Origin of the sequence: Paenibacillus sp. Soil787, assembly GCF_001429545.1 — a bacterium.
GTDB lineage: Bacteria > Bacillota > Bacilli > Paenibacillales > NBRC-103111 > Paenibacillus_E.
The window spans coordinates 246,588-258,546 of record NZ_LMSP01000047.1; the positions used below are offsets into that span (position 1 = coordinate 246,588).

The 11,959-nt window shown below is 45.2% G+C and carries 13 protein-coding genes; 11 read left to right on the forward strand and 2 right to left on the reverse strand.

The annotated features are described in order from the left end of the window. Window positions 1-148 precede the first annotated feature (148 nt). The 5 genes from ASG93_RS32405 to ASG93_RS32425 all read left to right on the forward strand — a co-directional run bounded on the left by ASG93_RS32405 (window position 149) and on the right by ASG93_RS32425 (window position 7,083). The gene (locus ASG93_RS32405; RefSeq protein WP_056839064.1) at window positions 149-1,705 is read left to right on the forward strand and encodes an ABC-F family ATP-binding cassette domain-containing protein; all 1,557 of its coding nucleotides are present in this window, start codon (window positions 149-151) and stop codon (window positions 1,703-1,705) included. Window positions 1,706-1,718: 13 nt separating this feature from the next. After that, window positions 1,719-2,009, forward strand: coding sequence for a Dabb family protein (locus tag ASG93_RS32410; RefSeq protein ID WP_056839066.1), 291 nt, complete (start codon window positions 1,719-1,721; stop codon window positions 2,007-2,009). A gap of 358 nt (window positions 2,010-2,367) precedes the next feature. Beyond that, window positions 2,368-3,417 (forward strand): M42 family metallopeptidase, encoded by a 1,050-nt coding sequence (locus tag ASG93_RS32415; protein WP_235551036.1) that lies wholly within the window; start codon window positions 2,368-2,370, stop codon window positions 3,415-3,417. After that, window positions 3,414-5,387, forward strand: a complete 1,974-nt coding sequence (locus ASG93_RS32420; RefSeq protein WP_056839068.1) for an ABC-F family ATP-binding cassette domain-containing protein — start codon at window positions 3,414-3,416, stop codon at window positions 5,385-5,387. The genes ASG93_RS32415 and ASG93_RS32420 overlap by 4 nt, the downstream gene beginning before the upstream one ends. Window positions 5,388-5,469: 82 nt before the next feature. Beyond that, window positions 5,470-7,083: an ABC-F family ATP-binding cassette domain-containing protein gene (locus tag ASG93_RS32425; RefSeq protein WP_056839070.1), complete on the forward strand. Its 1,614-nt coding sequence runs from the start codon at window positions 5,470-5,472 to the stop codon at window positions 7,081-7,083. Between the two features lie 63 nt (window positions 7,084-7,146). Here the strand turns inward: ASG93_RS32425 and ASG93_RS32430 are convergent, their stop codons facing one another. Then, on the reverse strand, window positions 7,147-7,359 hold the full coding sequence (locus ASG93_RS32430; protein WP_056839072.1) for a hypothetical protein: 213 nt from the start codon (window positions 7,357-7,359) through the stop codon (window positions 7,147-7,149). A 72-nt stretch (window positions 7,360-7,431) separates the two neighbouring features. On the opposite strand from ASG93_RS32430, the gene ASG93_RS32435 reads away from it, so the two are divergent. From ASG93_RS32435 to ASG93_RS32445, 3 genes are read left to right on the forward strand one after another with little or no spacing between them, the layout of a single operon-like run. After that, window positions 7,432-7,950: a hypothetical protein gene (locus ASG93_RS32435; RefSeq protein WP_056839074.1), complete on the forward strand. Its 519-nt coding sequence runs from the start codon at window positions 7,432-7,434 to the stop codon at window positions 7,948-7,950. A gap of 1 nt (window position 7,951) precedes the next feature. After that, window positions 7,952-8,272 carry a thioredoxin family protein gene (locus tag ASG93_RS32440; protein WP_056839075.1) on the forward strand — a complete coding sequence of 107 codons (321 nt, stop codon included), beginning with the start codon at window positions 7,952-7,954 and terminating at the stop codon, window positions 8,270-8,272. Between the two features lie 27 nt (window positions 8,273-8,299). Next, window positions 8,300-8,677 (forward strand): kinase-associated lipoprotein B, encoded by a 378-nt coding sequence (locus ASG93_RS32445; protein WP_056839077.1) that lies wholly within the window; start codon window positions 8,300-8,302, stop codon window positions 8,675-8,677. Window positions 8,678-8,685: 8 nt separating this feature from the next. Here ASG93_RS32445 and ASG93_RS32450 read toward each other — a convergent pair whose 3' ends face one another. Next, window positions 8,686-8,907 carry a hypothetical protein gene (locus tag ASG93_RS32450; RefSeq protein ID WP_056839079.1) on the reverse strand — a complete coding sequence of 74 codons (222 nt, stop codon included), beginning with the start codon at window positions 8,905-8,907 and terminating at the stop codon, window positions 8,686-8,688. Window positions 8,908-9,180: 273 nt separating this feature from the next. Between ASG93_RS32450 and ASG93_RS32455 the strand changes: the two genes are divergently transcribed. From ASG93_RS32455 to ASG93_RS32465, 3 genes are read left to right on the forward strand one after another with little or no spacing between them, the layout of a single operon-like run. Next, window positions 9,181-10,257, forward strand: a complete 1,077-nt coding sequence (locus tag ASG93_RS32455) for a Gfo/Idh/MocA family protein (RefSeq protein WP_056839082.1) — start codon at window positions 9,181-9,183, stop codon at window positions 10,255-10,257. A gap of 16 nt (window positions 10,258-10,273) precedes the next feature. Further along, window positions 10,274-10,909: a trimeric intracellular cation channel family protein gene (locus tag ASG93_RS32460; RefSeq protein WP_056839084.1), complete on the forward strand. Its 636-nt coding sequence runs from the start codon at window positions 10,274-10,276 to the stop codon at window positions 10,907-10,909. Between the two features lie 38 nt (window positions 10,910-10,947). Further along, complete coding sequence (locus tag ASG93_RS32465; protein WP_056839086.1) at window positions 10,948-11,427, forward strand: hypothetical protein; 480 nt, start codon at window positions 10,948-10,950, stop codon at window positions 11,425-11,427. Window positions 11,428-11,959 lie beyond the last annotated feature (532 nt).

An 11,959-nucleotide genomic window follows, 5' to 3' on the forward strand; every position in this document is an offset into this window, starting at 1 on the left:
GTTTATCCTTGATAGTTTTGTATAAAAGCCAATGAATACGCTTCCCAGAGGAATTTACCTATTCCTGTCTTGCATGAGCAGTGTTATAATAAGAAGTCGTGAGTAAGAGCGATTATCTTCGAAATAGACAGGAGTTTGGAATTACGAGATGAGTCTTTTGACAATTGAAGATTTGAGCCATAGCTTTGGAGATCGCACACTATTTAAGAATGTATCCTTTCGATTGCTCGCTGGAGAGCGGGTTGGTATCGTTGGAGCTAATGGCGTGGGGAAATCCACGTTAATGAATATATTGACCGGAAAAGTTCTAAAAGATACAGGTAAGGTTGAATGGACGCCGCGCGTTCATTACGGATATTTGGACCAGCATTCCGTGTTAGAAGCGGGCAAAACCATTCGCGATATTCTGCGCGATGCTTTCCTTCCTCTCTTTGAGGAGGAGAAGGAGATGATGGCGATTACCGAGAAAATGGGTGACGCCACACCGGAAGAGCTTGATGTTCTTCTGGAGCAAATGGGCGATATTCAAGAGCGTTTGGAAATCGGCGGTTTCTATATGCTGGATGTCAAAATCGAAGAAATGGGCAACGGTCTTGGCCTTAATGCCATTGGGTTAGACCGTGACGTTACTTCCCTCAGTGGTGGACAACGGACCAAAGTTCTTTTGGCTAAACTACTTTTGGAGAAACCGACTGTTCTTCTCTTAGATGAGCCGACCAACTATTTGGACGTTGAGCATATTGAATGGTTGAAAATGTATCTCAAAGATTACCCGTTTGCCTTTATGTTGATTTCACATGATACGGAATTCATGAATGAAGTAGTGAACGTGGTATATCACTTGGAATTCACGAAACTAACTCGCTATACGGCGAATTATGAGAAATTCCTGGATATGGCTGAAATGAACAAAACACAGCATATTGACGCTTATGAAAAGCAGCAAGAGTACATTAAAAAACAGGAAGATTTCATCGCGCGCAATAAAGCTCGGGCGTCAACTTCGACCCGTGCCAAGAGTAGGGAGAAACAACTTGATAAGATTGACCGAATTGAGCGTCCGGAGACGGCTATGAAGCCGACTTTTGTATTCAAGGAATCACGTTCAAGCAGTAGAGTTGTTTTTGAGGCAGAAAACTTGGAAATCGGTTATGATCGTGCTCTTTTACCAAAGATGAATGTAACGATTGAGCGCGGCGAGAAAATAGCTATTGTCGGATGCAACGGTGTTGGTAAATCCACACTTCTCAAAACGATTCTAGGTAAGCTTGAGCCTTTTAGCGGCAAAACGTACCGTGGTGACTACTTGAGTCCTGCCTATTTTGAACAAGAGGTTAAAGCGCCTAGCATGACACCGATCGATGACGTTTGGAACGAGTTCTCTTCGATGACTCAGAATGAGGTCCGAGGCGCACTTGCCAGGTGTGGGCTCAAAAATGAGCACATTACACGTGCTATGGGTAATCTTAGCGGTGGTGAACAAGCGAAAGTACGTCTTTGTAAACTACTGATGAGAGAAAGTAACTGGTTGTTATTCGATGAGCCTACGAACCATTTGGACGTTGTTGCCAAAGAAGAGCTTCAGAGGTCTTTGAAAGAATATAAAGGTACCGTTCTACTCGTTTGTCACGAACCTGAATTTTATGAAGGTTGGGTAACAAGAGTGTGGGATGTGGAAGAATGGTCTGCAAAAGTAACCAACTAGGGGGAAATCATTCATGTTAACGCACGTTGTTTTTTTTAAGCTCAAGGATCGCAGTCCAGAAGCGGTTGAAGTAACAAAGGCTGTACTTACGAACATGGAAGGTAAAATCCCGGTCCTGCGTCATATTGAGGTTGGAACTGACATTTTGCATCTGGTACGTTCGTATGATATTGCATTGATTACCAAATTTGATTCTTTAGAGGATCTTAAGGCATACGACACGCATCCTATTCATGAAGAAGTGAAGGCCCATATGAAGACAGTCCTTGATGGGACGTCCATTTGCGTTGATTTTGTAAGCTAATCTAGTTTGAAAAACATAGGGGAACAGTGTAGTATCACTAGAGGAGACTTGTTTGTGACTTATGTCATGGGCTTGCTTACGAAATCTAGGCTGCACTGTTTTTTACCACATAAGAAAGAATAAGTTTTCGGATCACGAAAACCGCTTTCTTATTGGCGATAAAACTTACCTCTAAACGCGGTCGCTCATCTTTGAATGGCCGAGGGTAGAGGTTTTCTCAGTAGATAAGAAAGTATAAGTTTTATACTTTTGCTTCGCATCTACCTTGACAAACGCGCTCGTCCCAGAAGGACGACGGAGTCGTTTATCCTTGTGTCTTTAGAGGAAAACTAATAAATAGAAAAGGGAGGAATCCCGAGTGAAAACGAAATTAAATAAAGCTTATATGACAGAAATTCTAGAGCTGCTATTGCGGACTCCGAGCCCTACAGGCTATACGCATCACATTATGCAAAAAGTGGAACAAGAAGTGAATAAGCTCGGATTTGAGCTTACATATACGAAAAAGGGCTGCGGGATTGTAACAATTCCTGGTACCCGCCAAGACCGTGTTATTGGCATTTCAGCACACGTGGATACACTCGGCGCAATGGTGCGTTCGATCAAAGAGAATGGCACATTGAAAATCACTTCATTGGGCGGTTTTATGATGGGCGCTATTGAAAATGAATACGTTCAAATTCATACACGTGATGAACGCGTTTATGATGGGACGATTCTGACTTCGAGGCCATCTGTGCATGTGTATGAAGATGCTAGGGAATATAAACGCGATGAAGCCAATATGGAAGTACGTATTGATGAGCTTGTGAAGTCTAAGAAAGAGGTTCAAGATCTTGGCATTCGAGTGGGAGATTATATTTCATTCGATCCGCGTGTTCAAGTGAAGGAAAACGGCTTCGTGAAGTCGCGTCATTTGGATGATAAAGCAAGTGTAGCTTCCTTATTTGGGCTATTAAAGTTGATTAAAGATGAGGGCTTGAAGCCTGAATTTACGATAAAGCTGTTCTTCTCCAATTATGAAGAGGTTGGTCATGGTTCTTCCTTTATCCCTGATGATATAACGGATTTTATTGCCGTGGATATGGGTGCTCTAGGTGATGATTTGAGCGGAAGCGAGCGCGATGTATCGATTTGCGCGAAGGACTCCTCAGGTCCTTATGATTATCAGATGACTTCGAAAATGATTGAGTTGGCCGAGAAGCTGGAAATCGGCTATGCCGTCGATATTTATCCGCGATACGGTTCAGATGCATCTGCCGCGCTTAGAGGCGGACGCGATATTCGTGCAGCGTTGGTGGGACCAGGTGTTCATGCGTCACATAGCATGGAAAGAACGCATATGGATGCAGTAGTGAATACAGCAGCTCTTCTTGCGGCCTATATCATGGAGCCGGCCCACGCATGAATATACTTAGTGCAGTCAATATAACCAAAACATTCGGCGACAAGGTGCTGTTCGATGATATTTCGTTCACGGTAAACGAGAAGCAGCGCATCGGTCTCATTGGCGTGAACGGAACTGGCAAGTCCACGCTGCTGAAGCTGCTGGCGGGGCTGGAAACTGCGGATCGCGGCAAGCTCGTGCACGCGAACCATTTCCGCGTGGAATACTTGCCGCAGAACCCTGAGTTCGATCCGAACTCTACGGTTCTTGAGCAAGTATTCCACGGCGATACGCCGCTCATGAAGACGCTTCGCGACTATGAGCTTGCGCTTGCTGACTTGGAGCTGGACGCCGCAAGTGAGAAGAAACAAACGCGGCTGTTCAGCGCCCAGTCGCGCATGGATGAGCAAGGTGCCTGGGAAGCCAGCACCTTGGCCAAAACCGTGCTGATGAAGCTCGGCATCAGCGAGTTCGACAAGCCCGTCGGCCAGCTGTCCGGCGGTCAGCGCAAACGCGTTGCCATGGCGCGCGTTCTCATTCAGCCCGCCGACCTGCTCATCCTCGATGAGCCGACGAACCATATTGATAACGAGACGGCCATTTGGCTCGAGGAATTCCTCAGCAAATGGCGCGGAGCCTTGCTTCTCGTTACCCATGACCGGTACTTCCTAGAGCGGGTAACCACCCGCATTCTGGAACTGGACCGGGGGAAGATCTACAGCTACGAGGGGAACTACGAGTGGTTCCTCGAGAAAAAGGCGGAGCGGATGGAGTCCGAAGCATCCAGCGAAGATAAGCGGCAGAATCTCCTCCGCCGCGAACTGGCTTGGCTCCGTCGCGGCGCGAAGGCGCGCACGACGAAACAGAAGGCGCGCATTGGGCGCGCCGAGGAACTGCGGGACCGCAAGGTGGATGGTCCCGGTGAGAAGCTTGACATGGCGCTGGCTGGTAGCCGTCTTGGTAAGAAGGTGATGGAGCTCGAAGACGTCACCAAAGCTTTTGAGAGCGGGAAGCCGCTGCTGAGCGGCTTCAGCTACATCGTGATGCCGAGGGATCGCCTCGGCATCATCGGGCCGAACGGCAGCGGCAAATCGACGCTGTTGAACATGCTTGCCGGGCGTATTCAGCCCGATAGCGGGACGATCGAGACCGGTACGACGGTGAAGCTTGCTTACTACACGCAAGAGAACGCCCGGATGGATGAGAAGATGCGTGTCATCGAGTACATCAAGGAGGCGGCCGAGCAAATTCGGACCTCGGATGGTGAGACGATATCGGCGTCGCAAATGCTCGAGCGCTTCCTCTTTTCGCCGACCCTGCAGTGGTCGCCAATCGGTAAGCTCTCCGGCGGTGAACGGCGCAGACTTTATTTGCTCCGCACGCTTATGGGAGAACCAAACGTACTGCTTCTGGATGAGCCGACCAACGACTTGGATATCCAAACTTTGACCATACTGGAAGATTATCTGGATCAATTTCCTGGGGCTGTTATTACGGTTTCCCATGATCGATACTTTTTGGATAGGACAGTTTCGCATCTATTTGCCTTTGACGGCAAAGGCCAGATCGAGCCTTACATTGGTAACTACTCAGATTACTTGGAAGAGAAGCGCGAACAGGAAGAAGCCGATCAAGCTCGGAAAGAAATGATTCGTAATGCAAGCTCTACCAAGTCTAATGGTGTTTCCAATACAGCTTCAGCTGTAGATACCAGCAATCCTGCGGCAGCAGGTGGCTCATCGAATGCGAACCGTCCCAAGAAGCTAACTTTCAAAGAACAAAAGGAATGGGACGAAATTGAGAATACGATAGCTTCTTTAGAAGACAAAGCGGCGAGCTTGAAAAAGCAAATTGAAGCGGCTGGCAGCAACTTTGACCGTGTTCGCGAGCTGTATGAGCAAGAGCAGCAAACGGCTTTGGATCTGGAAGCGGCGATGGAGAGATGGACTTATTTATCCGAGTTGCTAGAGGAAATAGAACGAAACAAGTAGGAGAGACTTTAATCTCCGATCAAAGATCCCTATATTATGTTATGATAGAACAAACTAATATAAAGGCAGGTATGTACTAAACATGATTAATGTTAATAACGTGACGCTTCGTTACGGCAAGAGAGCCCTATTCGAGGACGCCAATATCAAATTTACACCGGGTAACTGCTACGGATTAATCGGAGCAAATGGTGCCGGTAAATCAACTTTTCTGAAAATTCTTTCCGGTGAGATTGAGCCTAACACAGGCGAAGTCAGCATTACCCCCGGCGAGAGAATGGCTGTATTGAAACAAAACCATTACGAGTTTGACGAAATCGAAGTTTTGAAAACCGTCATGATGGGTCATGCTCGTTTGTTTAAAATTATGGAAGAGAAAGATGCTTTGTATGCCAAAGCTGATTTTACCGAAGAAGATGGCATGAAAGCGGCTGATCTCGAAGGCGAATTCCAAGATCTAGATGGCTGGCAGGCGGAATCAGATGCAGCTGAGCTTCTCATCGGTCTCGGTATCCCGACTTCCATGCATGATACGAAGATGAAAGACCTTGATGGTAACGAGAAAGTACGTGTCCTTTTAGCGCAAGCTTTGTTCGGTAATCCGAATATTTTGCTGCTGGATGAGCCTACCAACCATTTGAACTTAGAGTCCATTCGTTGGCTGGAGAACTTCCTTTCCCGCTTTGAAGGCACTGTTATCGTTGTATCCCATGATCGTCACTTCCTGAACCAAGTATGTACGCATATTGCGGATATTGATTTTGGTAAAATTCAAATGTACGTCGGTAACTACGACTGGTGGTATGAGTCCAGTCAGCTGGCACTTCGTTTGACAAGAGACGCGAACAAGAAAACCGAAGAGAAACGTAAAGAGTTGGAAGCCTTTATCGCACGTTTTAGCGCGAATGCCTCCAAATCGAAGCAAGCTACATCCCGTAAAAAACAACTCGAGAAGCTTACTCTTGAAGATATTCGACCATCGAGCCGTAAATATCCGTTCATTCACTTCAAAGGTGAGCGTGAAGCGGGTAAGCAGCTGCTGGCTGTTGAGAAATTGTCCAAAACGATTGATGGCGTAAAAGTGTTAGACAACATTTCGTTCACCATCAATAAAGGGGATAAAGTTGCCTTTGTTGGCCCGGATGGCATCGCCAAAACAACGCTCTTCAAAATCCTGATGGGTGAAATGGAAGCGGATGAAGGTACGTACACATGGGGGATTACGACTTCCCAAGCCTACTTCCCTAAAGACAGCCAAGACTATTTCAACTCAGATTTAACTTTGGTGGATTGGCTGCGTCAATACTCCAAAGACCAGGATGAATCCTTCTTACGCGGCTTCTTGGGACGTATGCTGTTCTCAGGTGAAGAAGCGCTGAAGAAAGCAAACGTGCTATCGGGTGGAGAGAAAGTACGCTGCATGTTCTCCAAAATGATGCTAAGCGGATCCAATGTCCTCATTCTTGATGAGCCTACAAATCACTTGGATTTGGAGTCCATTACAGCACTTAACAATGGTCTTGTTGACTTCGATGGAACGATTCTATTCGTCTCCCATGACCATCAATTCATCCAAACGATTGCTACACGCATTATGGAAATCACGCCTAAAGGACTCATCGATAAAATGTTCACTTATGATGAATACCTAGAAAGCGAAGATGTGCAAAAACAACGCGAAGCGCAATACGCGTAATGATAAATGAAAAGCGCCCTGACGTGTTACTCTCAGGGCGCTTTTGCCTACGCAAAGCGATGTTTAGCTGCCGCCAGTACGACGGCGTTGATTGTTTACTTTTTTGGTCATTTGACTTTTGCCGCTTTGATTATTGTTTCCAGCTTGTTTCGGGTTTGCGCGTGCTGCGGCTTGATCCGCTTTCTTCTGGGCAAGTTTCTGCTTAATCGCGTCAGCTAAACTAACTTTTTTGGGGCCTTGTTGTTCATCCAGTTGATCTTCAGGCTTGTCTGACATAGGAACACCTTCTTTACGTGGTATGCTTTTAGTATAATCGAATCTAAGAAAAGATGAAAGAAGGTGCTGGGGATGTTTGATCCAACGATATATGACAATATTAAGGTTGTGCTTGAGGGAGCCGTCTATGACTTGGATTTGGACGGTAAAATTATTATCACGCGGCGTCAAGATCAAGTTGATCTATCCTCGATGTCACGTACTTATGCGATTGAATTTGCCCGAAAGATCGATAAACCAAGCAAAGCCGAAATTAACCTGCATGTTCATTTGAGTGATTTAGCAGCTGAAATTTTAGAAAATCCAACAGCCAAGCCAGGATGTACGTTAACCATTAAGCTTTTTACCAAAGTTAAGGACCCAGATATCGAGTGCCCTTATATCGAAGAGCAATTAGGTGCCATTTGGGAGCATCGTCCGCAAATCATTCAGCTGCTTTCTTATGAATACGGTCTACATCCAATTTCCTATCATAATCAAATTACATTATCATTTGGCCGCAAAGTAGATGAAAGTCAAATTGATGATTTCCCTCATCTCATCGCGTATGCGGTAGAGAGTTTAGCTTGGTTGGATGAAAGAGGGAGCTAGTATGCAGGAATTAAGTGAGCAGGAACTGCTAGAGCGAGTAAGCAGAACGCAGGAAGGTTCGTTTGCTGTTTTTATGTATACACCTTTTTGCGGGACATGCAAAGTGACGGAACGGATGTTAGACATCATTATGACTATGCTGCCTGCCTTACCGCTTGTAAAGTGCAATATTAACTTTCTTCCGCAAATTACTCGTGAATGGCAAATTAGTAGCGTACCGTGTATAGTCATCTTAAAACAGGGAAAAGAGAAAGAATTTATGTACCGCATGCAATCGGTGGATGAGCTGTATCGTAAACTGCTGCCGCTTAATCGCATGTGAATTAGAGGAGAATGGAGTTGTTGACGAATGAGTAGTTTTCAAATAGGAGATCGCGTAACGGCTGAGTATAAAACAGGTGCTTATTTTGGTGAGGTTGTGGAAGTAAGCAATTCGATGAAAGCGGCAGTTCGCATTCTGGCTGTAAAGGAGCACCCGACACAGGGGGATTTACATAACCCGATGGATCCAAGCGTAGCTTTTTTTCATCAACGACGAGCGTTGTCTTATCAAGAAATTGCCTTAATGCCTATATCCACGATACGTCCTTATGAGGGTCAGATTCCGGATTACCAAGATTCTCTGAAGAGAGCGCTAATGGCGCAAATCAGTAAGCTGTCGGAAATGGAAGCGTGGGCCCGACGCTCTCTGCAGGAGCTTGATCAGTTACAGAAAGAATATTTCTGAGCGAAAGATTAAGAAACTTCCAGATACAATTTCGTGCCGTCGTTATATTTGAAAATGGCGACATCACCAATGATCTCGATCATCGAGATCATTTTTAATTTTTTGCGAAATTCAAAATTCATCTCAAGTTCCTTTAGTTTACTGGACAACAGTTCCATATGGGATCGTTTATGTGTGAAATTAAGCACAGGGATGGTTTTGTTTTTGAATTTAATGGTTAATGCTTGCATGTCAAGCCCTCCTTCGAGTTTTCCATTGGGAAAACGAACTTCTTTCGCATTCATCACGAATGGTCTTCATAGTAAGGATACATTTCAAATGTTAGATATGTTAGGGTCAAACTATTAAAAAAGTTTGAGCAATTTATTATATGTAAAAAATAGCTCTAGAGGGCCAGTTCCTCAAAGATTAATTTGAGCACAAGAGATTGGTTGTTGCGGGGAAGGATAACCACATTTATAATAAGAAAGATTGAAATCTAACACGTTCTGGGGGATAAAGAAATGACAGCTGGAAAGCCAATTCGTATAGGTATTATTGGTTCCGGAAATATCGGAAATGTACATATGGAAGTGCTGAAAAAAGTGCCTGAGGCCGAAATCACTGCTGTGACGGATGCTTATTTGCCGCTTGCTGAAGCTAGAGCCAAAGAACATAACATTGAACGTGTTTATGAGAGTACGGACAAGCTGCTCTCGGACCCATCTATAGATGCAGTAATTGTCGCGGTATCCAATGAATGGCATGCGCCTATCGCGGTACAAGCGCTAGAGGCCGGTAAGCATGTTATGCTCGAGAAACCGATGGCATTAAATCTTGCTTCGGCTAAACAAATTGTTGAAGCGGAACGCAAAGCAGGTAAAGTTCTGATGATTCCGCACCAATTGCGTTGGGATGCCTTATCATTAGCTCTGAAACAGCAGGTTGAGAAAGGTGCGCTTGGCCACATTTATCATGCAAAGGCAGGCTGGATGAGACGCAAAGGAATTCCGGGCTGGGGAACCTGGTTCACCCAAATGGGGAAATCCGGCGGCGGACCTTTGATTGATCTTGGTGTGCATATGCTGGATTTATCTTTATACTTGATGGGGAATCCGAAACCTGTTTCGGTCTATGGAGCGACTTACGCTGAATTCGGACCACGTAAAAAAGGGATTGGATCCTGGGGAGCACCCAATTGGGATGGTCAATATGATGTAGAGGATCTGGCAACGGCTCTGATTAAATTTGACAATGGAGCTACGTTATCTCTGGATGTCAGTTGGGCAGCTCTCATTGAAACAGATAACCAACCTTATGTTCAGCTGCTTGGAAGCGAAGGCGGGGCCTCGATTCGTGGAACGAAAGGGAAGCTGTTCGCAGAAATGTTCGATCGCGAAGCTGATATTGACCTTTCAGTGCCTGAATTCGATGAAGGACCTCGTGTCCGTATGGCGAAACATTTCTTATCGTGTATTGAGAGCGGCTTACAGCCGTTGACATCTGTCATGACGGGTTATACGAATAATTTAATCTTGGATGCGATCTACCGTTCGTCGCAAACGGGTAATGAAGTGAAATTGGACTGGGACATCGAGTAGATAGGGGCTGCAGGAAGTGAATTGGGAGTTATTTAGTATCATCGGGACGATTGCCTTCGCGGTAAGTGGAGCCATAGTTGCCATGGAAGAAGAATATGATATATTAGGCGTCTATGTACTCGGACTTGTTACGGCTTTCGGCGGCGGAGTCATACGTAATTTATTGATAGGTAAACCGATCGTCCTGCTTTGGGAGCAGGGTATATATTTTCAAATTGCCTTGTTTGCCATGACACTAGTGTTCTTTATGCCAGTTCGATACATCCGATTATGGAAAACTTGGGAAGCTTTCTTTGATGCGATCGGTTTGGCTGCTTTTTCCATCCAAGGTGCGCTGTATGCAACGAATATGGGACATCCGCTTAGTGCCATTATTGTTGCTGCTGTACTGACGGGAATTGGCGGAGGGATGGTTCGGGATGTTTTAGCGGGACGCAAGCCGCTAGTGCTCAAGGATGAAATTTATGCCGTCTGGGGCATGCTGGCTGGTGCTTTAGTCGGACTTGGTTGGACACAAGGCGTTTGGCATTTAGCTGTACTATTTTCGCTAATCGTGGTTCTAAGAATGTTATCAGTCTTTTATAAATGGAAACTGCCCAAACGTTCCTTGCGTGGTTCCATAGGTGAGACAACACGTAGAGCTGATTTATAGTATCCTGTTATCTAAAGTTTGAAAGGAGGATGGTTAAGATGGAAACTTCATTGTTACAGCAGCAAAAGATTTCGGCAGAGACGATTGCTTCAAGAATAATTTCCGTAAAAGAGTTAGTACAAACAGAGCTTGACATGTACGAGGTATCTAAGGATGTAGAAACAGGAGAGCATTATCTTCATTATGCTTACATGCATAGGGATTTTACGAACACCGGCGAGCCGGAATCGTTTCATTATTTGCTGCCCATAGACAGCGATGATGTGCTCGGATTGATATTTGGGGAGCAGGGCTACGCCTATCCAGAGCATTGGCAGAAATCATTTTTGCGAAATGGTCCAGAGGGATTTTACATTTGGTTTGATCCATCGCATGAAGCGCAGCAAACAGAGGATGATGCGATTGCACAGGATCTATTAAATAAGCTGAGAGTTTTTCGTGAAAATGGGAATGTAGATCCGGAAGCGGTTCGTAAGTTACTTGAAGAACTGGATGAAACACGCAATAAAAAGGAATAGCTTTAATGGAGTATCTTTATTATATTTTTCTACAGGAGCCAGCTTGCCGATGTTTCGGCGGCGGGCTTTTTTTTGTTGTATAGGAAAGGAAATTATGAAAGATGCCGATCTGTGGATAAGTTTTGTCAAATGTACTGGGGGATAGGAGATGAACTAGTGATATCTTACAAAAAGAAAAGGACGGTCAGCTGAAAAGTCGATTTCCGACCTCTCCGACACTGTCGACGAGCTTCGGCTCGCAAAGCTCTCGCTGCAAGCGCGTTATTCGCGCTTATTTGTTCGAGGCAGTGCGATTAAGAGCGTTAACGCACTTATTTGGTGAGCCAGAGGGAACTACGATTTGCTAATATGCCTCTTTTGGCTAAAATGCTGCTCTTGAAGGGGAAATAAGTGATTGTAGTTCCGTCTAGGCAGCTATACAGGCTAATTTAGCATAAATAGTTATAATGAACGAAACCGACTGCCACTTTGCGTAACGTAGATTAATTTTGTGAAGAATGGATGTATCAAGAAAACAACCCAATCTTTCAAA